25 protein-coding genes and 1 pseudogene are annotated in these 22,091 nt (G+C 57.3%); 12 read left to right on the top strand and 14 right to left on the bottom strand.

The window, feature by feature from the left end; all coding sequences use genetic code 11:
- Window positions 1–84: 84 nt before the first annotated feature.
- Window positions 85–960, bottom strand: coding sequence for a glycosyltransferase family 2 protein (locus tag RJT50_RS14735; protein ID WP_313692312.1), 876 nt, complete (start codon window positions 958–960; stop codon window positions 85–87).
- Between the two features lie 239 nt (window positions 961–1,199).
- On the opposite strand from RJT50_RS14735, the gene RJT50_RS14730 reads away from it, so the two are divergent.
- Window positions 1,200–2,783 carry an alkaline phosphatase family protein gene (locus tag RJT50_RS14730; RefSeq protein WP_313692310.1) on the top strand — a complete coding sequence of 528 codons (1,584 nt, stop codon included), beginning with the start codon at window positions 1,200–1,202 and terminating at the stop codon, window positions 2,781–2,783.
- Here the strand turns inward: RJT50_RS14730 and RJT50_RS14725 are convergent.
- From RJT50_RS14725 to RJT50_RS14705, 5 genes are all read right to left on the bottom strand, one after another.
- A complete protein-coding gene (locus tag RJT50_RS14725; RefSeq protein ID WP_313692309.1) occupies window positions 2,780–4,228 on the bottom strand; it encodes an alkaline phosphatase family protein in 1,449 nt (482 codons plus the stop codon). The genes RJT50_RS14730 and RJT50_RS14725 overlap by 4 nt on opposite strands.
- Before the next feature lie 40 nt (window positions 4,229–4,268).
- Complete coding sequence (locus RJT50_RS14720; RefSeq protein WP_313692308.1) at window positions 4,269–5,339, bottom strand: lipid II:glycine glycyltransferase FemX; 1,071 nt, start codon at window positions 5,337–5,339, stop codon at window positions 4,269–4,271.
- A gap of 64 nt (window positions 5,340–5,403) precedes the next feature.
- The gene (locus RJT50_RS14715; protein ID WP_313692306.1) at window positions 5,404–6,531 is read right to left on the bottom strand and encodes a glycosyltransferase family 4 protein; all 1,128 of its coding nucleotides are present in this window, start codon (window positions 6,529–6,531) and stop codon (window positions 5,404–5,406) included.
- Window positions 6,528–7,508, bottom strand: coding sequence for a DUF2334 domain-containing protein (locus RJT50_RS14710; protein ID WP_313692304.1), 981 nt, complete (start codon window positions 7,506–7,508; stop codon window positions 6,528–6,530). Before RJT50_RS14710 ends, RJT50_RS14715 begins: the two co-directional genes overlap by 4 nt.
- Before the next feature lie 144 nt (window positions 7,509–7,652).
- Window positions 7,653–9,077: a sugar transferase gene (locus RJT50_RS14705; RefSeq protein WP_313692303.1), complete on the bottom strand. Its 1,425-nt coding sequence runs from the start codon at window positions 9,075–9,077 to the stop codon at window positions 7,653–7,655.
- A gap of 263 nt (window positions 9,078–9,340) precedes the next feature.
- Here RJT50_RS14705 and RJT50_RS14700 point away from each other — a divergent pair, with 263 nt between their 5' ends.
- The 3 genes and pseudogenes from RJT50_RS14700 to RJT50_RS18695 all read left to right on the top strand — a co-directional run.
- Window positions 9,341–9,859, top strand: coding sequence for an ArsR/SmtB family transcription factor (locus RJT50_RS14700; protein ID WP_313692302.1), 519 nt, complete (start codon window positions 9,341–9,343; stop codon window positions 9,857–9,859).
- 152 nt (window positions 9,860–10,011) lie between these two features.
- Entirely contained in the window at window positions 10,012–10,347 is a 336-nt protein-coding gene (locus RJT50_RS14695) for a hypothetical protein (RefSeq protein ID WP_313696069.1), read from the top strand.
- A 28-nt stretch (window positions 10,348–10,375) separates the two neighbouring features.
- Window positions 10,376–10,507 (top strand): annotated as a pseudogene (locus RJT50_RS18695) (DUF234 domain-containing protein); the annotation flags it as partial.
- Between the two features lie 138 nt (window positions 10,508–10,645).
- Here RJT50_RS18695 and RJT50_RS14685 read toward each other — a convergent pair.
- The 3 genes from RJT50_RS14685 to RJT50_RS14675 all read right to left on the bottom strand — a co-directional run bounded on the left by RJT50_RS14685 (window position 10,646) and on the right by RJT50_RS14675 (window position 13,476).
- Window positions 10,646–11,452: a nucleotidyl transferase AbiEii/AbiGii toxin family protein gene (locus RJT50_RS14685; protein WP_313692300.1), complete on the bottom strand. Its 807-nt coding sequence runs from the start codon at window positions 11,450–11,452 to the stop codon at window positions 10,646–10,648.
- Window positions 11,449–12,282 (bottom strand): type IV toxin-antitoxin system AbiEi family antitoxin domain-containing protein, encoded by an 834-nt coding sequence (locus tag RJT50_RS14680; protein ID WP_313692298.1) that lies wholly within the window; start codon window positions 12,280–12,282, stop codon window positions 11,449–11,451. The genes RJT50_RS14685 and RJT50_RS14680 overlap by 4 nt, the downstream gene beginning before the upstream one ends.
- Window positions 12,283–12,693: 411 nt before the next feature.
- A complete protein-coding gene (locus tag RJT50_RS14675) occupies window positions 12,694–13,476 on the bottom strand; it encodes a DUF7847 domain-containing protein (protein WP_313692297.1) in 783 nt (260 codons plus the stop codon).
- Between the two features lie 21 nt (window positions 13,477–13,497).
- Here RJT50_RS14675 and RJT50_RS14670 point away from each other — a divergent pair, with 21 nt between their 5' ends.
- Window positions 13,498–13,731, top strand: a complete 234-nt coding sequence (locus RJT50_RS14670; RefSeq protein ID WP_313692296.1) for a hypothetical protein — start codon at window positions 13,498–13,500, stop codon at window positions 13,729–13,731.
- Between the two features lie 64 nt (window positions 13,732–13,795).
- On the opposite strand, the gene RJT50_RS14665 is transcribed toward RJT50_RS14670, so the two are convergent.
- Window positions 13,796–14,626: a response regulator gene (locus RJT50_RS14665; protein ID WP_313692295.1), complete on the bottom strand. Its 831-nt coding sequence runs from the start codon at window positions 14,624–14,626 to the stop codon at window positions 13,796–13,798.
- Window positions 14,627–14,690: 64 nt separating this feature from the next.
- Entirely contained in the window at window positions 14,691–15,338 is a 648-nt protein-coding gene (locus RJT50_RS14660; RefSeq protein WP_313692294.1) for a helix-turn-helix domain-containing protein, read from the bottom strand.
- Window positions 15,339–15,531: 193 nt separating this feature from the next.
- On the opposite strand from RJT50_RS14660, the gene RJT50_RS14655 reads away from it, so the two are divergent.
- The 4 genes from RJT50_RS14655 (at window position 15,532) to RJT50_RS14640 (ending at window position 16,848) form a co-directional block, all read left to right on the top strand.
- Window positions 15,532–15,636, top strand: a complete 105-nt coding sequence (locus RJT50_RS14655) for an AsnC family protein (RefSeq protein WP_313692293.1) — start codon at window positions 15,532–15,534, stop codon at window positions 15,634–15,636.
- An 89-nt stretch (window positions 15,637–15,725) separates the two neighbouring features.
- Window positions 15,726–15,989 carry a hypothetical protein gene (locus tag RJT50_RS14650; RefSeq protein ID WP_313692292.1) on the top strand — a complete coding sequence of 88 codons (264 nt, stop codon included), beginning with the start codon at window positions 15,726–15,728 and terminating at the stop codon, window positions 15,987–15,989.
- A 174-nt stretch (window positions 15,990–16,163) separates the two neighbouring features.
- Window positions 16,164–16,520, top strand: a complete 357-nt coding sequence (locus RJT50_RS14645) for a DUF7344 domain-containing protein (protein WP_313692291.1) — start codon at window positions 16,164–16,166, stop codon at window positions 16,518–16,520.
- Between the two features lie 55 nt (window positions 16,521–16,575).
- Window positions 16,576–16,848, top strand: coding sequence for a HalOD1 output domain-containing protein (locus tag RJT50_RS14640; RefSeq protein ID WP_313692290.1), 273 nt, complete (start codon window positions 16,576–16,578; stop codon window positions 16,846–16,848).
- Between the two features lie 341 nt (window positions 16,849–17,189).
- Here the strand turns inward: RJT50_RS14640 and RJT50_RS14635 are convergent, their stop codons facing one another.
- The 3 genes from RJT50_RS14635 to RJT50_RS14625 form a co-directional block, all read right to left on the bottom strand.
- Window positions 17,190–17,357 (bottom strand): hypothetical protein, encoded by a 168-nt coding sequence (locus tag RJT50_RS14635; protein WP_313692288.1) that lies wholly within the window; start codon window positions 17,355–17,357, stop codon window positions 17,190–17,192.
- Entirely contained in the window at window positions 17,350–17,775 is a 426-nt protein-coding gene (locus RJT50_RS14630) for a DUF7344 domain-containing protein (protein WP_313692287.1), read from the bottom strand. Before RJT50_RS14630 ends, RJT50_RS14635 begins: the two co-directional genes overlap by 8 nt.
- A gap of 137 nt (window positions 17,776–17,912) precedes the next feature.
- Window positions 17,913–18,572, bottom strand: coding sequence for a helix-turn-helix domain-containing protein (locus RJT50_RS14625; protein ID WP_313692286.1), 660 nt, complete (start codon window positions 18,570–18,572; stop codon window positions 17,913–17,915).
- A gap of 541 nt (window positions 18,573–19,113) precedes the next feature.
- On the opposite strand from RJT50_RS14625, the gene RJT50_RS14620 reads away from it, so the two are divergent.
- The 3 genes from RJT50_RS14620 to RJT50_RS14610 are packed head-to-tail and all read left to right on the top strand — an operon-like array spanning window position 19,114 to window position 22,090.
- Window positions 19,114–20,301 carry an ABC transporter substrate-binding protein gene (locus tag RJT50_RS14620; protein ID WP_425499737.1) on the top strand — a complete coding sequence of 396 codons (1,188 nt, stop codon included), beginning with the start codon at window positions 19,114–19,116 and terminating at the stop codon, window positions 20,299–20,301.
- An 18-nt stretch (window positions 20,302–20,319) separates the two neighbouring features.
- Window positions 20,320–21,204, top strand: a complete 885-nt coding sequence (locus RJT50_RS14615) for a carbohydrate ABC transporter permease (RefSeq protein ID WP_313692282.1) — start codon at window positions 20,320–20,322, stop codon at window positions 21,202–21,204.
- 1 nt (window position 21,205) lies between these two features.
- Entirely contained in the window at window positions 21,206–22,090 is an 885-nt protein-coding gene (locus tag RJT50_RS14610; RefSeq protein WP_313696031.1) for a carbohydrate ABC transporter permease, read from the top strand.
- The last annotated feature ends 1 nt before the right edge of the window (window position 22,091 follow it).

The following is a 22,091-nucleotide window of genomic DNA, read 5'->3' as shown; positions in this document are numbered from 1 at the left end:
TGGGATGAACTCAGTTAGTTTTAACGAGAAGCAGACTGACCGAACTGAAGTTGTAGAGAATCACACCCATCTGGCACATAATAATTATGCAAAGAAACCACGAATATTTTGTACTGCATCGAGAAAGGATTGAACGAGAGCTTTTGACTTGGTCGAGGATAGTAAATATTGGTTCAAAAGTACCTGTCGATGTTGATATTGTGGTGGGAACACATCATTCCAAACAACTTGCTCATATCCCCACTTTTCTAAAAAATAAGATTTACTATCCATATTCTTTGCCGCACTCTGCCGATTCTGTAGATAACTACTATCTCCTCCCGGTTTGTGGGGAAAAAGGACGCTTGGACAAACTCCAAACTTCCAATCTGTATGCCGTTTGTGGCCAACATAAAAATCGAGATGTTCAGAACCAATGATGTATTCCTCATCCCATGCATAGCTATCTAAACAAGCACTCCGAAAAATTGCGGTGTTGGGTACAAATTCAAACGGAATAATCGGATGGCCTTCAATTATTGAGGCTTCCTTGCCGTCTCGAATATCTCGGATTAGTACTTTACCCTCCTCAAAAAGATCATGGCATCCCCCAACCAAACTTCCATCCTCCAGCCACAGGCCCGCAATGCCTCCAAACTCTGGAGATGATTCCATCTGATTGATGAGAACGTCAACATTATCTGGGACTTCATGGTCGCTATCTACGATGAGTAAGTATTCCTCATCCATCTCCTCGATAATACGACGCCGACCGAAACCCAATCCTGAGTCATATTCCAAATCTAATATTATTAAATCATAATCATGGTTATTTGAATATAACTCTTTCTTTTGGGGGTCACTTTCCCCATCATCGGCAACATAGACGGTATCAAATATGCCTTTTGGAATTGAATTTAGCAATTCAGAAAGCTTCGAAACTCTAGAGAACACCTTCACACCTAGCGCAACTGAGGGCATGTAAATTAGTGCTCTCTACAGACCAAATCAACTTTTCTATTGATGAGCGATTCAGTCTTTAGATCGTATTCTCATGCCCTGTCTGTCCTGAATTTAGTAAACTGTGATGTAGTCGGCTCTATATCATGACTGACCCTGTCGAAATCAGATTTAGTCTTATCCACTATGTGGCAGACTGACACTTCTCAGTAGCACAAAACCAATAACGATATACGGACAAAATCCACTGTAGTAATTGAGTGACAGACACAATCGTCTTGGGATTGGATGGAGCTACTTGGAGTGTACTAGATCAGCTCATTCAGGAAGATCTCCTCCCTAATCTGGCGGCTCTCAAGGATAACGGCTATTCTGGCTCATTAGAGAGCGTGTATCCGCCCACTAGTGGCCCTGCCTGGGCATCGATGGCCACTGGGAAGAACCCTGGCAAGACTGGCATCTACTATTTTCTCAACCGTGTAAACTCTGACACATTCGAATTCGAACCGATGAGTAGCCGTGACTTCAAGGGGCGAAGCTTCTGGGATCTACTTTCCCAGGAAGGACAATCAACTGGGGTGTTCAACTTCCCTATGCTTCACCCGCCTTACGAAGTGGACGGGTACATGGTGAGTGGCTTTGGTGCCCCTGAGGACGACAAGTTTGCTTACCCGTCGGAACTCCAATCGGAACTTGAAGACGTTGCTGGAGAGTTCGAGATTACGGTTCCATTTTCTGATCCCAAGTACATTGGACGTCCTGGAGAACTTTCGATGGCGCTCCTTGACCATCTCGATAACCGCAAGGAGATGATTAAACATCTATTGACTAAACGATCCACTGATGTATTTTGTGGTGTCATTAGTGTTACTGACTGGATGCAACACTATTACTGGAAGTATATTGATGAGCAACATGTTTTGTACGATTCAACTGCTACAGATGGTGTATTGTGTTATCAGGATATATGGAAGAAAGTTGACGAGACTGTCGGTGCCGTCCACAGGATTGCCCAGAAACGCGACGCAACTCTAATTCTCATTTCCGACCACGGCTTTGGACCATTCAATGGGACTTTCTATGTGAATGATTGGCTTGAATCAGAGGGACTCCGTATCCCAGCCGACCAATCATCACTTCAGCGTGCCCGAGATACGTTTTTCCCCCACTTACGTCGGATTGCAGAGCCACTTGTCAGTAACGTACCAATACTCAACGACTTTGCGAAATCCATTGGTAGATCGATCAAACCGTCGCCGGTAGAAACTGTCGATACGGAACGTAGCATCGCCTGTGCAAGTGACAAGGGATTTATCCATATGCTCTCAGATAATCCAACAGACCGGGGGCGAGTTGTTGAAAAGTTAACTAATCTATTCGAGCAAAACGGCTTAGCATACGAAATTTACTCGCCCGATGACCTCTATGCAGGACCAGCGATAGACCGTGCTCCGGATATTCTCTATACCATCGAGGATTTCGAATACGCCCTCGAAGCCGGTCGGTCACCTGGTTCGGAAGTCTTAGTAGAGCGTCCGCCATCACCATCGCGGAGCGGAGGTCACAAGCGGAATGGAATATTTATCGTCAGTGGCGAAGGGGCAGCAACGGGAACCGGTGCCAACGCGTCGTTGCTGGATATTGCCCCGACGATACTGTACAATCAGGGGGTTCCAATATCTTCAGACATGGATGGATCTGTCATCGAGGATGCGTTCACGCCCGCGCACAAGGAAAATCGAGAGATAGAGTTTCGCGACTACGAAATCGTCGAATCAGTGGAAAGCCGCGGTGGAAATGCTAATGCGGTGCGGGAACATCTAGAGGACCTCGGTTACGTTTAATCGACGACGTCAAGCACCTCCCCGTCCATTTCTTCCGGTATCGAGACATCGAAGAGTTCGAGAATCGTCGGGGCAAGGTCGTAGATCTCTGCGTCGATTCGTGTTCCGCATTCAGCCCCATCGTTGAGGATGTACAGTCCTTGTCGGGCATTATTTCCGCGCCACTCAGACTCTCCGAAAAGCGTCTGTTTTCCGATGCCACCCTTGTTGTGATATCGAGGTGTATCTAGCGCAACGAGATCGGGTGCATCCTCAAGATACGGTCCAGAATAAATCTCTTCGCGGCTGAATACTGATTGGATCGGATGCTGGCCGGTCTCGTCGTCTTCGAGTGTTTCTAGTTCTCGGATCAATTCCGCTCGGAGTTCTTCGTAAGTGCCGGCATCCATTTCTGTGTCATGGATGTAGATCGGTCCCTGTGCAAGCCCGACGACCTTGGTCGAGTCCCATTCGATCTTATCGAAAATCGCTTTCCCCTCTGTTTCGCCGAACTGTCCCGTTGAGTCGGGTATGTGTTGGGCCAGTGACCGCAGGAACTGGATGTTACTTAGTGGCCTGCGGAGCCCCACACGTTCGAGAGCACCGCGGATATTGTCACGAGTGAGTCCGTATGATGCTAGCCGCTCGAAATGAGACTGCTTGCGGGTGAGAAAGCCCTCTTGGTCCAACCAACTGTTTATGTAGAACTGTTTGTCCATCTCGCTTGTCCCGTGATCAGAGTGAATTACTACGGTCTCGAACCTATCGGCGAGGCTCCCCACATGTTTGTCGATGACCTGCCAAGCTCGCCTAGTCGGTTCACCATCGTAAAAGAGATGTTGAAGTGGGCCGTTGATCTCGAACGAACAAATTTGGAGAAAGTCGACCTCATACGCATCGAAAAGATATTCAGCGATTGTGAAATCTTGATCAATCTGTTCGATGCTCTCTTCAACGAACACCTCTGTAGATCCCTCTTCAACACTACTGGGGTAGGTAGGGCGTGGCGTATAATCGAATTTCTCTCTCAGTTCGTCCTCGACTGAACGGGGTTGTGCGAAACCTGTGTCGGGAACACCAGGGCCTCCTGCGACCATGAACCCGTCTAAGGATTTTGGGGGATAGGTCAGCGGCATCCCGACGACACCGGTCGAGATGCCATTTTCGTTCAACAGATCCCACAGTTCAGGTTCGGTGAAGTCGTTGGCAGTTGGAATCGTCGACGTCTGTTCGTGTAGGTCAAGGTTCTCCCACCAGAAAACACCAAGTTTACCTGGATTTTTGCCTGTAGAGTAACACTTCCATGCAGGACAGGTAACCGGCGGGACGCAAGATTCGAGATTACCCCAGGTTCCCTCCTCCCGAAGACGGGCGATGTTCGGCAACTCGCCGTCGTCAATCCACTGATTAACCAGTGGCCAGCAAGCTCCATCGATCGCAATCGCTAGGACATCACCGTCAGTCATATCAGAGCCTTTCGAACCACGCGTTTATAATCTCCTGCAATCATTGCTCCTGACTATACCGTTTGTAGAGCGTTCGAGTTTTTGCGTAGAGTCCCCAGAGCGGTGACTGTTTCTGTTCCCAAGTCAGAATCGGCAGCATTGTTCCACCGTACTGATTTTTGTACGAGAACAGCCCATCTTCGTGATTTGAAGGAGTCGGGCCGAAGTCGTAGGTTCGATATCCTTCCACCTGTCCCCATTGCATCATATGCTCGTGGATGAGTTCTGAAGGGTAATACTGAAAGTTGTCGGCAGTGACGGCGGAGAATTCGTGTCGTATAGCTGACTGAATTTCATCCAAGAGATAGAAGTGCTGGCCGACGGGCTTACCGTCAAGTTTGGCGGTTACGATCTGAACTGCTGTGTCCAACTGTTCTGCGATCTCGCGGAACACGGCGAAGGGCTGTGGTTCCGCCCCTACACGATCCAGAGTTTCCTTATAGATGGCGTGGAACCTTCGAAGAACATCGATCGTCGGCGGTTGGATGACGATTTCAGCGTTGTTCTCCCTAGCTTTTCGGATGTTATATCGCCGATCCTTGTGCATATTTGCGAGAATATCGTCATACTCTCGATTTAGATCAATAACGGGACGACAACGTGAGACGTTTGGAGTGTACCCTTGTGCCTCGAACTGTTCTGCATAACGGATATAGTCAACGTCTGGTGAACGAACGTAGTGAGAGAGGATCTTGGGTCCACAGGCCGCATCAAGCCGGCTAAGTGCCAGTTCAAGCGCTTTTCTCTCATTGCTAGCGAGGACTGGTCCGCCAAATCCAGGACGCGTTGAAGCAAGTTCTTTGGCTCGCTCTATAATCAAATCGGGAACCTGCTCACGTACTGTGTCTGGGAGCCGGAGCGGTACAACGAGATTCGGGAACACACCTACCGGTTCGGCGTTTTTTTCGATGACGACGTGTTTCCCGTTGAGGTCTAACCCTTGTTCGAGTGCAGCTAGCCACTCCGTACGCTGATAGATACTACCACGGTCAGACTGTTCGACTATGTGGTTCCACTGGTTGGCCGCGACTGCATCAATAGATTCGTAAACGGTGGCTGACAACCCTGGCATCGTATTCGTAGTATTTCTTCTATTTGGTGAGAGGGGTCAAGATTGTTGGTTTCCCCTCACTAAATCACGAATTGACAGTCAGGAGTTCGGCATATAGCTTTCGGTAGGCTTCCTTGGCTTCTGCTACGTCGAATTTCGTCACGGACTCCATTGCACGCTCACCCATTGTGATCCGCATCTCTCTGTCAGCCAACAGTCGATGCAGACGATTAATTAGATTATTGACATCTCCTGGTTCGACCAGAAAACCAGTCACACCCTCCTCAACCTGTTCTGGGATACCGGCGATCTGCGTGGACACGACGGGAGTCCCGGCTGCGAGTGCTTCGGTGATCACTCTTGGCGTTCCCTCGCGATACGATGGGAGGACCAGTACGTCCGCACTAGCCATCAATCCAGGTACATCATCCCGGTATCCCAAGAGTTCGACGACCCCTGAGAGCCCTCTAGTTTCTACTTGATTCGTTAAATCCTTCGCTAAAGGACCGTCACCGGCGACAAGTAATTTGAACGAAACCTTTCCTTGAAGACGCTGAACGGCATTGAGAAGGTCGTATAAGCCTTTGCCGTCCGCGAGCCGGCCTATGAACAAGACTATCGGGACACCGTCGTCGCGGACTGGTGTCGCTGTCTGGAACAGCTCCAAGTCAACGCCGTGATAGATGGTCCGATACTGAGACGATGTGCCGATTCCCCGGTCCAGATATGCCTGTTTGATATGTTCTGATTTCACGAGAAGAATTGTCTCAGAGTTGGTCGCGAGTCGTTCTAGACGGCAGATAGTAGCATTGAGTAACTGGTTCCGATCCGAAGTGACCGGATCACCGTGAATCTCGTGTATCACAATCGGAACGTCTGCCAGTCGCGCGGCGAACCGTCCAATGATTCCCGCTTCTGTACTGTGGGTGTGGACAATTCTTATTTCCTCACGCCTGAGGTACCGGGCGACGGCTACCACCGCAATGACGGCCGCTACTGGGTTATAGTGGCGAATTGAGTCGAATACGACAGTATTGATCCCCCATTCCTCGATTGACGCGAGTCGGTCGGAATCGTAACTCGCACCAACGCCAAGTTGGAGGTTATACGCCCGTGAATCGGTCGCAAGTGCTTCGAGTGTATTGATTGTTGTCTCCTCGGCCCCGCCGTGGTGAAATCTGGTGATTAGATGTAAAACGTGGGGTTCGGTCATTGCATTTCCTCTTCTTGCCAGCGACCATCCCGGAATTGCTGCGCGATCTCGGCCATGCTCAGCACCTCAATTCGCCCAGCAGCACGCTGGTTTGCCACGTGCTGGAGCACATCTTCGAGCGCTGATAGCAACTTGTCGGGTTCTCGTGCGAGATTGAACGGGTGAAACCAGAGGTGGAATATCTCCCCAGTTTTGGCGGCCCGTTCAATCCCCTTTTTTGCCCTGACTCTTTGTGAGTTGCTTGGCGTGTACTGCCACCCGCTGTGGGACGGTCGAAACACCTGAGAACCGGGAACTGCAATCAGGTCGTCGACCGTAGTAGGCGTCACGGGCGGTGGGGTGGTCATAAGGCATTCCGTGGCGAACCGAAGTCCCTTCTTGACGGGTTCCGGAAGCTCCATTTGCTCGTACCAGTTTGCGTCCGGGCTTCGATAGACTCCAAAGCCGCGATCTGCTAAGATCGAACGAAATCCAATCCGGTTGCGGGGATAGACAAAGCTTTCGGGGACAATACCGACTTCCTCGGCGACCGAGACGGCACTGTTTAACTCCTGTCTTGCAGCATCTGGCTGACAGCTCTTCTCATCGAGTATCATATGCGAGTAGCCATGTAGTCCAATCTCCTGGTTGGTGGGACAGTCCTGAATAGTCTCCAGAATCTCCGGTGCGTACCAGAGAGCCTCGTCGACGCCACTTTGACAGGGTAGGGAGTCTGCCCAATTGTCAATCCACTCGAAACCTGGATCAATCATCTCATTATGCCTGTTTGATCTCAAACTACAGTCATCTATGAGATGTGCCACGAGTGCCCACGTTGCCGACACATCGTAGTCCGTAAATAACTGACAAAGACGTTCAATTACTGATCTTGTTTCAGCGTAGGCCAATTCGTGTGCTGCAACGCCGACGGTATCGAAACACCCCCACGCGAGTTCGGTGTCCAGTGAAACCGTGACAACACCAGGCGAGTTCGACATACTGTCTCCGTTAACAAGCCACCATTTAGTGTCTGAGGTTTTCTATGGGAACCAAATTTACCATGACGGGGTCTATTTTGAAGTTTCTGTAATAATATGCAGTGTAAGGCAATACAGTATCCTATTTGATCGTAAATATGCTTCTCATCCTCGATCTATTCCAACTGCGTCGATGGCCACACGCCATACCTGCCGTGTAACTAACTTCAGGTCAAGCCCGAACGACTGGTCACGAACGTATTCCAGGTCGTACCGAATTTTTTCCTCCGGCTCGGTCCCGGTCACCCCGCTCACCTGAGCCGGTCCAGTCAACCCAGGCTTCACGAACCACCGCTTCTGCCAGTCCACGGTCCCCACTTGAATATCCGAATCCAGCTCGGGCCGCTCCGGCCGAGGTCCAACCACACTCATATCACCTTTCAATACCGACCATAGTTGTGGGATCTCGTCCAGATGCGTCTGCCGTAACACCCGCCCCACGTCAGTTACGCGTGGATCCACACCTCCGTCATCCTCCTCGCTGATCGTTGCCCCGGTCTCAGACTCGGCATCCTCCACCATCGACCGGAACTTGTACACGTCGAACGTCTCACCGAACACGGCGGTCCGTTCCTGCCGATACAGCACGGATCCACCGTCGTCCAGTTTGATTGCCAACGCGATTCCCACAACAACGGGAGCCAGCACCACCAACCCCACGACGGAAAACACGACGTCGAACCCACGCTTCACGATGTAGTCCTGGACGTCCCAGGGCTCGACCTCCACGTCCACTAACTGCCCGACACCAACATCCTCCGAGGTCAACACCGAATCCGCGTGATCCCGATGCACCTTCGCGGCGACGCCGTGCTCGTAACACGCGTCCAGCGCCCCGAAGAACTCCGCCCGGTCCGCGTGTTCGAACGCCAGCACCACCGTATTCACGTCGTACTCCACGAGCACGTCCTCGATCCTGGAGAGCCCACCCAGTCGATCCAGCCCGACGAACCGCTCGCCGCCGTCGGCCATCGTCGGCACCCGCCCGCCGTCGCCGACCTCGACGAACGAACTCGTCGGACATAGATACCCCAGCAGGGGAATCTCCACCTCGCGTGCGACCTCCTGAATCAACTCGGGGTCGTCGCCGACGACGATCGCCCGCTCCTGGCCGGCGGCGGGACGGCGGCGGATCCACGCGAACCACGCCGGCAGCAGCACCAGCAGCAGCGGCGCCAGGAGCAGCACCGTCTGGCGCGGCAGCCGGTAGGTGTAATCGAAGTAGCCGATCGCCGCCAGCGCGAACAGCGCCACCAGCACGCGCTTTTGGGCCAGCGCCACCACGTCGAGGATCCGCCGCGGGCGCGGCTTGTACAGCGGGAGGAACGCCGCGAGACACACCACCACCGTCGTCAGCACCTCGTACCCGAGCTCCGCGGTCCCGGGCGGGTCGGTCGGGAGCCGCGAGAGGACCGGCAGCCCGCCCACGAGCAGCTGGACGCTGGCGTTGTTGACGAGCGAGACGGCGACTGCCGAGAGCACCGCGACGCCGAGGACGCCCAGCAGTCGGTACCGCCAACCGCCGTTCATTACCTACGTCACCGGAGACGGTTCGGGTTAAAGTCTCCGTCTTACTCGGGGGTGAGTACTCGGCCCGCGGCTCGGATCGATGGGGCGGCCTATCGAGCATGCGGGATCTTCGACCGACAGGTCGACATCGTGAGATCGTTCGATGGACCACGGCTGCGCCGGCACGAGACCCGTTCATCGGTCTGCGGATGAAACCCAGCTCTAATTCAATATGTTGAATCAGGTTTCAAAACGCTAATACTGTTGGAGAGACGAGCAGGTGTATGAACGACACGGGGCCCATGGACCACACGGCAAAGGTCGCCCGGATTCGCGAGGTCGCGATGACGGTTCGCGACCCAAAAAACGCGGGAGAGATAGCCGATGCTGCTGGTGTTGCCCGGAACACGGCCGAAAAGTACCTCACCCAACTCGTCGAGGCGAATACACTCGAAACGATCCAGCGTGGCCGCGAGACCTGCTACTATCCAGATCCAGTCACCCAGTATTTCGATCAGATCCGTGACCTCATCACTGAGCACCAGAAGGACGAACTCACGGCTGAATTGGCGGCCATCAGGGACGATATCGATGAGTGGAAGGATGCATACGTTGTGGCGTCTGCTGACGAGCTCCGGGCGACCGTCGGTGCTGATATTCCGGCAGCCGAACGCCGACAGCGGCGGCACGACGCGGAGGATTGGGAGTACTACGAGCACCAGGCTACGCTCATCAAGCAGGCAATTCAGCTCTACGACACGATCGAGGCGACTCGCGATACTCGGCTCGCATCCGCCAACTGACTCGATCACAGCGAATGGAAAACTCACCGATTCCTGGAGACACGCATCTCCACCGCTATGAGGTCCACAAACGTGTCACCACGCGCCTTCGACGAGAAGCTGGCGTCACGGCCGTGACCGCTGATCCAAGTCCGATGCGTCCAGCCCGTCTCGTGGCGACACTCGATCGCGCGATCCTGTTTGATCTGGATCTGGACGCGGACGAAGCGACGCTTGAATTCGAGTGGCGTCCACGTTCCGAGCGTGATGAGTTCCGTATCCAGTACAACGAACCGGGGACACCGTGGTCATGCGGCTGGCATCAGGACGGAACGCACGAGAACTTGGGCCCGAGCCACTTCCAGGTTGATCACGACGCGTGGGCAGCACCGCACCGTGAATCCGCATCCTTCACGGATTCGAATCCGATGGCAATCCTCGAAACCTGTCTCAGTGAGCTTCGAGACCGTACCCCGGATCTCCCCGAGAGCATCCGTTCGAATCCATAGGTCCACTACGCGATTGGTTCGCTACGATTACGTCGCGACGACGTCCGCGGATGTCTGTACTGAGGAGGTGTGGGAGGCGGTTCGACAGAGTGAGTTCGACCCGTACTCGGCGGTCGGTCGGTGGTGGTTCGGCGGTGACGAGATCGATATCGTCGGGCTCGGGGATGGATTCGTCCTGCGCGGGCTCGGTGTCAGTTGGTTCGTCGCTCATGGAATTCGTTCACCTCGGTTTGGAACTGGTCGACCAGGTCGGGAAGCCCCGTGAACTCCAGGGTCGTGCCGTTGCCCACCTCCAGGACTAGCGTTGCTGTTCGTCGACCAGCGAATGGACGTAGTCTTCGAGTGTGTCATACACGGGGCCGAACTCGGGGAGGTCTGCAACCAAATCGGGGAGCGTATTTTGCCAACCGTCACGGATCTCATTCCGTTTCTCTCCGGGAAGCCCGTCCCGAAGGTCGATGTCAAGACCGTCGTGTTCACACTTCCGCGTGAATGCCGGAAGTACATCCGACTCATCAACGTCGGCCTCGGTAATCATCCGATACAGGTCGAAGTAGTCACGAGCCTGTGACCGTTGATAGAGCGCTCGCAACTTCTCCGCGAAAATTTCCTCACGGCTGTACGCGGTCACCTCGAATTCCGGGACATCCTCGTAGCTGTGGCGATGGTCTACCGAAGCGAACGCAACGTGTTCATCGATCATAACGTCAAGACTCGTCGTGTTCTTGTGGCCGAGAACGGCGGTGTACTGGATATCGATATCGACGTAGTGCGTCGGATACTCCTCTTTCTGCAGTTCGCGGTGTTTGGTCACCTCGAAGTCGATACCGGATGCGCTCGTCGCGTCTTCCAATGTGCTTTGCAACTCCACTTCGCTCCCGTGGTACGCTCCCTCGACACCGAAATCAAGGTCTTCCGAGTAGCGCCACGTCTCCGGGAAGTACAACTTGCTGAGCGCAGTTCCACCCTTGAAGAGCAGGTTGTCACCGGAGGGACTCGTGTAGATCGCCCAGAGGATCCACGAATTGACGTAGTTCTTCTCCGCGTAGCCGAGGCGAACATCCAGTTCTCTGGCCAGCCGTCGTAATTGCGCGTCGGAAATCATGAGAAGTCACCAGGGAGGAACGATTCGGGGGCAACGTTCAGACGGAGTTGATACGTGCTGTCGCGGGTCCCCGTCGCTTCCCTCGTCGGATCGAGCAGCGGGTATCCCGTCGTGAAGTTCTCGACGAGGTCCCGGTACTCCGGAAGGTAGATGTCCAACTGGTCGGCGAGATACACGAGTCGTTTCGTTGCGGCACCGTTTCCAACTCGCCGCAGATACTCGACGACGCGTTCCCACGAACATCGCATGTTGCCAGCGTTCTGCATCGCCTTCGCAAGCTCGCTGATACCCCCGCAGAACTCCGGATGATCGGCGCAATCGACCAGCGTCTTTTCGACACTCGAAATGTTCACCTGGTTCGACCCGACCGCCGTCGGTTGATAGCCGAAGAACTTCTGCTCCGTGACCGACACCGGACGATACGTGACCCCGTGGATGTCACGCTCTCGGGCGCGCGCTGTCGTCACGACGTACACCGTCCGGGACAGCTGCTCCGTCAGTTCGTGATGATTCATCGCACTCCAGTACCCGATGTACATCGGCTCCACGAGTGCAGACGCGATCACGAACTCGTGTTCGGTATACACGGGGTTCTCGCCGGCAGCGAGCGGCAGAATGAGGTACGTCCCGTGCACGATCCGCTCAAGCCAGCCTTTCTCCTTGAGGGCATACGCCATGTCCGTGGCCGACTTCCGAGGGATGTCGAGGACGTCCGCGATGTCACTACTGCTGATGACCCGCCGATCCTCGCTTGCGAGCCGTGACAGTGCCTGCGACTCACGCGTCGACAGGCCCTTTCGTAGAGTCTCTTCTTCGTTTGTTGACTCCATAGCCGCTCAGCGTACATAGAGTCTAAATCCAGCAGTGATAAAGGTGTTCGCTGAGAACTAGTTCGGTGAAAGTCGCGGTGTAAACCGCTCAGCGAACAGAGAAACTAAATCAAGTCAAAAATCAAATGTTTTGATGGAGGTGCGTCCAATGAATGTCTTCGTAAAAGAGACTCTACGGATAAGCAAGGCGAGTGCCTCGGGGCTTGACCTCGAGGCGATTCACGACCGGACTGCTCGCCTCATCGATGCCGATCCGATCATCGTCCGCCAGTCGATAACGCGGCTGGTATCGTGACAACCCATCGCCCTCGGAGTCAGAACATCACCATGAGCGCCAGCATGGCTGTTCAGACGGCTGGCGACCACCGAACCCAGCGCGTCGGAAACACGCCGTCTCGACCCCGCCGCCGCTCAGCGGGCGATGAGCCGGTAGAAGGCGACCGAGTAGACGAGGAGGAACGCGGAGATGGCGGCCCCGACGACCGTCATCGCCAGCGCCACGGCGAGTATCGCGCCCGTCGAGAGCGCGGGGAGTCCGAGCGTCGTGGCCGTTTCGGGCGTGGTCAGTAGCGACAGCCCGCCGAACACGACGCCGAGCACCCCGCTGACGAGGAACGCCACGACCATGTAGCCGGCCGTGGCGAGCAGGTTCGACCGCACGACGCCGTAGCTCCGCTTGAGCCCCTCGATCGCCGAGTCGCCCTCGAGGACGATCGCCTGGGCGTAAAACTGGATGAAGAAGGCGATCAGCAGGTAGACGAGGGCCACGACCGCGGCGACGATCCCGAGCACGGCGAGCGCCGCCGTCCCGAGTTCGAGCACTCCCGAGAGCAGCGCCCCGAACCCGGCGACGAACAGGATGCCGCCGAGGACGGCGTTCACCACCAGGATCAGGACGTACGCGATGAGGATCTGGAGGTAGTTGGCCTTCCCGGCCGCGAGAAACGTGCCGAGCGAACTCCGCCCGTCGAGCGCCTCGTCGGCCATGCCGACCATCCCGCCCTGGAAGAACGGGACGAACACGAGGAGGAGGAGCGATCCCCCGAGCGACACGAGGGAGGCGAGCAAGGGGTGACTCGACTGCAGGACGAGCTGGGGGACCTGAAACAGGAACAGCACGATCGCCGGGACGACGAGTCCGGGCGTCCCGAGGAGCGCGCCGGGGGACCGTCGGAGGGCCTTGATGACTGCCATAGCGGGACCCCTCGGGCCACGATGAAGAACGTTGTGGAGTCACCGAACGTACTTTCGACGATGAACGTATCCGGAACGTCGCCTCCCTCGTTCGTGGAGGAAAAACAACTCCGCTGCGGATGGGTCCCCCGCGGGGGACTCCTCGGCTGTCGGACGCTCGGCATCCTCGGGGTGTTCCCGGTCGCCATCGTCAGGTTTGGGGGACGTTTCGGGGGAACGTATCTCTCGGTTGCGACTCGGGAGTCTCTCGCGTAACGAGAGTGGTTCCAGCCCCGTGTCCGGCGGCGCGGTCGAACCCCAAAGCACCGGTTCCGGTACATCACTCAGCCGCTGGTGGATGGTCTCGCGGTTTCGGGACGTTGACGAAATAGAACGTGATGCCGCCGTTGTGCGCTGGATACGCCTCGATGTCGAACCAACCGTCGAGCTGGGAGAAGTATTCGACGGACGAGGCGGGTTCTCGTGATTCCATGACCTGTCGATACTCCGCTTCGAATCGAGTGTCGAGCGCCTCGTTGAAGACCTCCCAGAAGTCCCGACCGAGAAGGTACTCCTCGTCCATCTCGTAGAGGTCCTCAGCCTGCTGATTGACGAGAGTGAAACACCAATTCGAATCCACCTCGACGATGGCATCCGTTACGCGTTCGATGACTTCCCGGAACTGTTGCTCGCGTTGTCCGACCATCTGGAGGGACCGGTAATGGTCGATCGCGTTCGAAACGGTATTGGCCAGCACGGTATATTGATCCGTGCCCATTTCCTTTTGAAGGTATTCGGTAACGCCTGCTGAAATCGCGTCGCTCGCAACTTCCTCGGTGCCTTTCCCAGTGAATAGTATGAACGGGAGATCGGGATACTCTTCTCGAACCTCCGCAAGGAACTCGATGCCATTACAGCCGGGCATGTCGTAATCGGAGACAACGCAGTCGAACGCCTGCTGGGAAAGTCGGTCCAAGCCCTCACTGGCGCTGGTCGCCGTCTGGACAGCGAATCGTTCGTCTTCACGCTCCAGGAAAATACCGACTAGCTCCGAGAGATCAGGCTCGTCATCGACGTGAAGGACGCGTAACGGACCTGCCTCGGATTGCTGGGATGACAAGGGTGGCTCCATAGTCATCGCTTGAGGTCTACCTCTGAGACCGCGTTCCATACTCCAACTACGAGAGCCAGTAGGATGTTTCTAACCTTTTCATTAGAAATATATTTATATATTACTATTTAAGTCGCATGAGCGTGCTTGCGATTAATCGTCGAGTCCCTCTCTGAAGCCGAGACCCAACAGCCTGCGGTGAAATCCCCAGTTCGTTCGCTACGTCCTGCCGAGTCGCCTCTCGCGGAGACTCAAAATAGCCCAGCGTGTACGCGACCGTCATTGCTTCTCGTTGTGCATCGGTCAGATCGTACTCCTGGCCCGATGCTAACGGCGAGAGCGCGTGAAGCTTCGTAAGCTCAAGAGGAATGTCGTGGTCTCGGCAGTACGACTGGAAGTCGGCGAGATCCTGTTGTGATTCAGCCCGAAATTCGAACGACCACTGGGTTTGGCTCCCGAGCGCGGAGATGAGCGTTACGTTGGTTTCGATGATTGCGGTTAAGACGCTCTCGTACGCCAAGTCCCAGTCGATACGAAGAAACGCCGCTCCATCCACGGTATCGACCACCCGAATATCGTGGATGCCCGGGTGCGCGACGTTCTCCATCGAGATGTTCTCGATTTCGATATCTCGAACCCAGAAATACGGGATGAGAAACTCATCCGTCGGAACGACGCGGTCCAGTTCGATTTCGGCGGCGGGAAACTCCGAGAAGACCGCAGCCAGTGGAAACTCACCGTCAGTCGCAGTGAACGTCGCCTCAATTGCCATGGCCACGATACGAGCGGCCGCTGAAAAGATGTATTGTCTCATTCACCGTCGCCGACGGGTACCCTCACCGGCTCTGTTGAAATCCCCAACCAGTGATACAGTCCAACGAGTGTGTGATTCGTCCAGAGGGGGGACTCCACGCGCGTCCCGTCCGGGCGAGCGATTCAACTGACTCGGCAACGAAAAGACCGTCATGAGCGATACCCCCATCAACAACCTCGATCGCCGCATCCTGCACCTGTTGCAGGTGGACGCCCGGGGGGCCTCCGACACGGACATTGCGGAGGAAACAGAGTAACCGGAACGACCATCCACAACCGAATCACGCAACTGGAGGAGGACGGGATCATCCTTGGATACAATCCGGAACTCTCCCGTCGGTCGGAGATGGCGGAGGAAGCCCTCGACGTTCGGGGTGTCGTCAACGCCCGGGAGATGCTGTCCGGCGAGGAGAACATCCACGTCGAGGTCGTCGCCGAATCGACCTCCGAGATCGAGGAAAGTACCGACCAGTTAGACGACCTCGGCCTGCGAATCGTGAGTAGCAACATTCTGGCAGAAGAACACATCCAACCGTGGAATCACTTCCATCAGGAGTTCGCCGGAGAGGACGCCGATGCGCCCGAGGAAATCGGTTCGGCCGAGGGGTAGCCACCGGCGGGAAGGACAGCAATAGTTGGAGTACTGTATTCATACTGGAGGTGGCCCGACTGTCCGCTCTGTTGTGCTTGGGAAAGTAAAGCAAACAGCCGCTCCTGCCTGGATTATCAAATACTTAGAATTATCTAAAAAAGATGTAACGGTGGTCTGGACCAGAAGATCGGTGTGGAAGCACAACCCAAAACGGGGCTGAACGAGATGTTCGACCTCTTGACGCATCCGTATCGACGCTACGTCCTGTATCACCTGACCCGGGAGTCCGAGGCCGTGGATTTCGACACGCTGGCGGCTTCACTCGCCAACTGGGATCCCGGCCAACCCGAAGCGAGCCAGAACACCAGTAGTGCTACCATCGAGGTACAACTTCGTCATATGCACCTCCCGAAACTTGCCGATGCTGGCCTCATTACGGTTGCCCAGGATAGGCAATCGATCGAACTCGGCGGGGTAAATGGGCACGGCCAGTTCATCGACCAAGCGGCACGTATTGACGGCTATGCACCGCCCGCCGCGGGCGATTGAGAACAGCGCTTCGACCACATCAACTCCGTCCACGAGGCCGAACTATAGAGATACTATGACAGAAACCCACGACGACGAGATCGTTCACCGGAAACTGAACACCGACAGGGAGGACCCGGCTGTTGCGATAGCGGAAGTAATCGCCGACCTTGAGGGAACGCAAACAGACGAATTGACACCGACCTACGACTGCATCGACGGGATGATCTCGGCGCTGTATTCGAATCCGCCGTCACCGGAGGCACAGATGACGGTCGAATTCACGTACAGCGGCTACCGTATTACCGTCGAGCAGAGCGGCACCGCGGAGTTCGTCCAGGTCACGTAACCGCTGTCGGCCGAATCCCGGACAACGGTAGTGTGTCCCCGCCCGATTGGACGAGGCCATCGGTCAACTCGCAACCCTATCTACGGTTGTTTCACCGCAAATAGCGTCTGACCGATCGGGTTTCAACAGAGCCGCTCTTTCTTCGATACCGTACCGGTGCATCGGTAACTCCCCGACTCGAACGTTCTACCGATGCAAGCTAGAGCGGGCGGTGCTCGTCGGTCCCACCGACTGACCCGTCCCGCTCGGCCGAACGAGCGGAGTAGTCGCCCTGGTGAGCTCCTCTTCTTGATCTATGACGGGCCATGAAACAGCCGTTCGGGGGAACTGCGTATCGCCCGCTAGGCTGGGTCGCGCCGCTCCAAACTCACCGTCGCCTGCGTGAACGCGTCGGACCCACAGCGGCAGTCGCTTATCCCGCCCATCACGTGGAGCGTCCCGTCGTCGAGGATTCGCGCCGCGTACCCTCGCCCACAGTCCCCACACCGTGCCAGCACTCGCTCACTCATCGCTCGATTCCACCGCTCCCGTTCCCACCCGTTTCCGGGATTGTTCGGTCGAGCCCTCCAGGCGCTCGGCGGTGTCCTCCAGTTCGCTCACCAGCGCTACCGGTTCGGCAATCCGGCCGGCGTTCTCGGTGAGCGTCACCGCGCCCGTGTCCGTATCGAAGCCAATGAACCCATTGTCGTCCAGTTTCGGGAGGTGGACGTGATACGGCTGGCGTTCCACCTGCGTGACCATCTCCTCGGTCGCGTCCGCGACGCTCGTCCGCTGTTCCGCCGCTGCGAGTCGCCGTGCCGGGGGAGATATCTCCGCCCGTCCGCCTTGCTGAACGAGCGTATAGAGGACGGACCGACGCCGCTGCTTCCCAAGCGCCGTGTATATCCGGTCAGCGTCTCCGGGGAACCTCGTCTGGCATGTCATCATTTCCCGGTAGTGTCCTCACGTGGTTGGAACGTACGGGTGAATATTCCACTCGATTAAACCAACGACCGGACCTGGTTCGGTGACCGCTCGCAGTCGACGGACTCGTTCGGCCGGACGCCACGGGTGTCAACGTGAACTTATTCGTCCGGCTGCCCGACGGTGAGCGTGCTCGTGATGAGATTGTGATGGCCGTAGTGTAATCGCTTCGAGAGCGCCTGTCGGGAGATTCCGAGTTCGGCCGCGAGGTCGTCCATGGTCACCTCCTGGGGGACGCTGTAGTAGCCGGCGTCGCGTGCGGCCACGAGCGTTTCGCGCTGGGTCGCGGTGAGCCCGAACTGGGTACTCGCCATCGGCTGGTCCTGTTCGGTCAGGCGCGTGAGGTCGAAGTCGATCTCGTGGTCACGGCAATACGTCTGAAACTGGGAGAGACTGTCGTTGTCGTCGAAGCGCATCGTCAGCTCCCACTGGTCACCCTGCCCGGTCGCCTGGAGGATCGTCGCGCCGACCTCGGTGTAGGCGTACACGACGGATTCGACGTTGCTCGTCCACTCGGCGCGATAGAGGACGGCGTTCTCCAGTTCGTCCACCTGCGTGATGTTCTGGACGGACGCGTCGTCCCGGAGCGCCGATTCGAACTCCGCTCGGTCGCCGTTGCTGACCCAGAAGTACGGCATGACCCGGTCCTCCATCGTCGCCACGACCTCCTCGATCTCGATGAGCATCTCCGGGGCAGCGGTCAGTGCATCACGGAGGGCAAAATTGTCGGCTGCGACGGTGAACTCGGCGATGAGACTCATGGTCCTGCCGATTCGCGTTCTACGCCGATAACCTCGTTGGGTCCCTCGGCGGGTGCTTTGGGACGGCTACCTCCGGGACTGAGGACACCTGTATCGGGCGGACTGTCCCGTTGAGAGCCGCGTTGAGCGACTCATCCGCGACGACTCGACGCTTCCGAGCGAGTCGGCGACCGTCGTGTGGGTCCGGTTCCTCCATCACTGGACGCGCCACGTTCCAGTCCCATCGGCACGGGTCCGGGTCACCGTGATCGCCCCAGCACTCGTGACCGTCACTGGACCCCGTAGAGCCGTATGGATACCCACCGAGGGATCGCTACTGCACGGCAATGCTATTATCAACAGTTATCCTGGGCGTCCGGATGGTCGAACACGTATGGCGCCAACTTCCGAGCAGGCGGCTGGACTCTCACGGCGAAACACGCTCACGACGACCGGAGCCGCGCTCGCCGCCGCGACCGGACTCGCGGGGTGTATCGGCGGTAGCAGCGGCAGCAGTTCACAGTTCTCCCCGATCGCGGAGGACCTCACGGTCTGGCACGCGATGGGCGGGACGAACGGCGAGACCCTCGATCGGATCGCCACGGACTTCGAGGATCAGTCCGGAATCGGCGTGAACATGGAGTTTCAGGACTCCTACGAGAACGTCCTGACGAACACGCTGTCCGCGTTCGACTCCGGGAACGTCTCGGACATGCTTCAGGTCGACAGCCTCTTCGCCCAACAGGTGCTCGACACCGGACAGGTGCGTCGCGTCGAGGAGATCCTTCCGGACGACTTCGACGCCGACGTGTTCCTCGACAACGTCGCGGAGTTCTTCACCGTTGACGGCGAACTCGCCTCCCTGCCGTTCAACAACTCGAACGCGATCATGTACATCAACCGGGACGCGTTCGAGCAAGCCGGTCTCGACCCCGACGACCCGCCGCGAACGCTGGCCGAGGTCCGGAGCGCGTCCCGGTCGCTGGTCGACCAGGGCGTCACCCAGTACGGCATCACCTGGCCGAACCACGTGTGGTTCGTCGAGACGTGGTACGGCTTCGAGGGCGAACTGCTGACCGACGGCGAGAACGGCCACGGCGGGACGCCGTCGGAGTTCCGGACCCCCCAGGCGACCTACGACCTCTACGAGTGGTGGAAAGGCATGTCCGACGACGACCTCTACACGAACCCGGGAATCGAGGCCTGGGGCGAGGCGACCTCCCTGTTCATCGAGCAGGAGGTCGGGATGGTGCTCACCAGCACGGCCTCGGTCGCCGGGCTGATCGCCGACTCGGAAGACTTCGAGGTCGGCGCGGCACAGTACCCGAGCATCAGCGAGACCCGCGTCGGCCCGGTGATCGGCGGCGCCTCCTTCTACGTCCCCGATGGGTTGCCCGAGGAGCGGTACGGGGAGATCGGCCGGCTCCTCGAGTACATGTCACAGCCGGCGGTCCAGACCGAGTGGCACAAGGGATCGGGCTACTACCCGATCACGCAACCGTCGGTCGACTCGCTCCGGGAGGACGGGTGGTTCGAGGAGAACCCGATGTACGGGGTCGCGCTCGAACAGCTCCAGAGCGGCGACGCGAGCGATCCCGCGACGAAACGCGCGCTCCTCGGACCGGCACGCAACGTGCAGACGGTCATCCAGGACAAGTCGGTCGACATCCTGAACGCCGCCGACGTCGACGCCGAAATCGAGGCGCTCAAAACGGAGGTCGACGCCGTGTTGAGCGAGTACTACGACTGACTACCGGGAGCCACACGCATGTCCACACGCGAAATTTTCACCGGTCGGCTCGAGTCCGGGCTGCTGCTGTTGCCGACGCTGCTCGTCTCGGTCGTGTTCCTGTACTACCCGACGGCACTCGCCGTGCGAACCAGTTTCTTCAACTCCGGGTTCGGTCAGGAGGACGAGTTCGTGGGCCTCGAGAACTACCTCTCCCTGTTGACGGACTCGGGGTATCACTCGAGCCTGTTCGTGTCGATCGTGTTCGCTGCCGTCGTCGTCGTCGGCGTCATCGCCGTCTCGCTGTATCTGACGTTTCTCATCCACGAGGTCGACACCGGACAGGGCGTCTATCTGCTCTCGGTGATCTGGCCGTACGCGCTCCCCCCCGCGGTCGGCGCGCTCGTGTTCCTCTTCATCGCCCACCCGACGCTGGGCGTCCTGACCGGTCCGGTGGAGGCGCTCGGCGTCGACGTCGACTGGTTCAACGACGGACCCCAGGCGTTCGTCGTCGTCGCGCTCGCGGCCATCTGGAAGCAGATCGGCTACAACGTGATCTTCATGATCGCGGCGATGAACAACGTCCCCGACACGCTCACCGAAACCGCGGCGCTCGACGGCGTGGGCGGACTGAGTCGGCTCGTGTTCGTCTACGTGCCGATCATGACGCCGACGCTGTTCTTCCTCGTCATCATCAACACGATCTACGCCTTCTTCAGCACGTTCGCCTTCGTCGATCTCCTGACGAGCGGGGGCCCCTCGAACGCGACGAACGTCCTGATCTTCGACCTGTATCAGGAGGCGTTCTCCTTTTTCAACTTCGGGGTCGCCTCCACGAAATCCGTCGTGTTGTTCCTCATCGTCGGCGTGCTGATGTACGTCCAGTTCAGAGTGACTGACAGTTACTCGTACTACGGTGCCTGACATGATCGGCATCGTCGAATACGCGAGACGGCAGGTCGACGCGCTGGGAGGGGACCCGGCGAGGAGGACGATCCGCGGCGATCCCCCCGGGACGCACCTCCAGTTGTGGGTCCTCGTGCTCGCCGTGGTGTTCCCGATCGTGGTCGCGGTGCTCGTCAGCACGAAGGAGACGGGCGTCGTCACGGGCCTCGGCGATCTCGTCCCCGGCGGCTACGCCGTCGAGAACTACCGGGAGGCGCTGGTCGACTACCGGTTCGGCCGATTCATGTGGAACTCGCTGGTGATGGCCCTCGTCGTCGTCGTCGGGAAACTGGTCGTCTCCGTGTTCGCGGCGATGGCGATCGTCTACTACCGGGTCCCGTACAAGGACCTCGTCTTCCTGTTCATCCTGTTCACGCTGCTGTTGCCCGTCCCCGTTCGGTTCGTCCCGCTGTTCCAGCTGATGAACGATCTCGGATGGAGCAACACGATCCTCGCCATCACCGTCCCCTACGTCGCCAGCGCGACGACGGTGTTCATCCTGCGCCAGCACTTCATGTCGATCCCGACGTCGATCGTCGAGACCGCCAGAATGGACGGCGTCGGGCCGGGACGATTCATGTTGTTCGTGCTCCTGCCGATGTCGCGGGGCGTCCTCGTCGGGGTCTCGATCATCATGTTCGTGTACGCCTGGAACCAGTACCTCTGGCCGCTGATCATCATCGACGCGGAGGCCAATCAGGTCGCCCAGGTCGGGCTCCAGCTACTCCAGGGTGACGTCCAGGGCGGCCAGCTCTCGTGGTCGCTCGTGATGGCCGGGTCGACGCTGACGCTACTGCCGCCGCTTCTGTTGATGATCGTGTTCCGAAAACCGCTGCTAGAGACGATTAGCATCCAGCAAACGTAAC

The organism is Halobaculum sp. XH14, assembly GCF_032116555.1.
Classification (GTDB): Archaea; Halobacteriota; Halobacteria; order Halobacteriales; family Haloferacaceae; genus Halorarum; species Halorarum halobium.
This window is presented reverse-complemented; position numbering and strand designations above follow the sequence as displayed.

Bases quoted from the DNA above. Each gene is read 5' to 3' on its own strand.
- RJT50_RS14640 (WP_313692290.1), top strand. From the start codon at position 16,576: ATGACAGAAACCCACGACGACGAGATCGTTCACCGGAAACTGAACACC.
- RJT50_RS14610 (WP_313696031.1), top strand. From the start codon at position 21,206: ATGATCGGCATCGTCGAATACGCGAGACGGCAGGTCGACGCGCTGGGA.
- RJT50_RS14655 (WP_313692293.1), top strand. From the start codon at position 15,532: ATGAGCGATACCCCCATCAACAACCTCGATCGCCGCATCCTGCACCTG.
- RJT50_RS14685 (WP_313692300.1), bottom strand. From the start codon at position 11,452: ATGATTTCCGACGCGCAATTACGACGGCTGGCCAGAGAACTGGATGTT.
- RJT50_RS14675 (WP_313692297.1), bottom strand. From the start codon at position 13,476: ATGGCAGTCATCAAGGCCCTCCGACGGTCCCCCGGCGCGCTCCTCGGG.
- RJT50_RS14725 (WP_313692309.1), bottom strand. From the start codon at position 4,228: ATGACTGACGGTGATGTCCTAGCGATTGCGATCGATGGAGCTTGCTGG.
- RJT50_RS14635 (WP_313692288.1), bottom strand. From the start codon at position 17,357: ATGAGTGAGCGAGTGCTGGCACGGTGTGGGGACTGTGGGCGAGGGTAC.
- RJT50_RS14720 (WP_313692308.1), bottom strand. From the start codon at position 5,339: ATGCCAGGGTTGTCAGCCACCGTTTACGAATCTATTGATGCAGTCGCG.
- RJT50_RS14650 (WP_313692292.1), top strand. From the start codon at position 15,726: ATGGCGGAGGAAGCCCTCGACGTTCGGGGTGTCGTCAACGCCCGGGAG.
- RJT50_RS14620 (WP_425499737.1), top strand. From the start codon at position 19,114: ATGGGCGGGACGAACGGCGAGACCCTCGATCGGATCGCCACGGACTTC.
- RJT50_RS14615 (WP_313692282.1), top strand. From the start codon at position 20,320: ATGTCCACACGCGAAATTTTCACCGGTCGGCTCGAGTCCGGGCTGCTG.
- RJT50_RS14705 (WP_313692303.1), bottom strand. From the start codon at position 9,077: ATGAACGGCGGTTGGCGGTACCGACTGCTGGGCGTCCTCGGCGTCGCG.
- RJT50_RS14700 (WP_313692302.1), top strand. From the start codon at position 9,341: ATGAACGACACGGGGCCCATGGACCACACGGCAAAGGTCGCCCGGATT.
- RJT50_RS14630 (WP_313692287.1), bottom strand. From the start codon at position 17,775: ATGATGACATGCCAGACGAGGTTCCCCGGAGACGCTGACCGGATATAC.
- RJT50_RS14735 (WP_313692312.1), bottom strand. From the start codon at position 960: ATGCCCTCAGTTGCGCTAGGTGTGAAGGTGTTCTCTAGAGTTTCGAAG.
- RJT50_RS14715 (WP_313692306.1), bottom strand. From the start codon at position 6,531: ATGACCGAACCCCACGTTTTACATCTAATCACCAGATTTCACCACGGC.
- RJT50_RS14660 (WP_313692294.1), bottom strand. From the start codon at position 15,338: ATGGCAATTGAGGCGACGTTCACTGCGACTGACGGTGAGTTTCCACTG.
- RJT50_RS14680 (WP_313692298.1), bottom strand. From the start codon at position 12,282: ATGGAGTCAACAAACGAAGAAGAGACTCTACGAAAGGGCCTGTCGACG.
- RJT50_RS14670 (WP_313692296.1), top strand. From the start codon at position 13,498: ATGAAGAACGTTGTGGAGTCACCGAACGTACTTTCGACGATGAACGTA.
- RJT50_RS14625 (WP_313692286.1), bottom strand. From the start codon at position 18,572: ATGAGTCTCATCGCCGAGTTCACCGTCGCAGCCGACAATTTTGCCCTC.
- RJT50_RS14665 (WP_313692295.1), bottom strand. From the start codon at position 14,626: ATGGAACGCGGTCTCAGAGGTAGACCTCAAGCGATGACTATGGAGCCA.
- RJT50_RS14710 (WP_313692304.1), bottom strand. From the start codon at position 7,508: ATGTCGAACTCGCCTGGTGTTGTCACGGTTTCACTGGACACCGAACTC.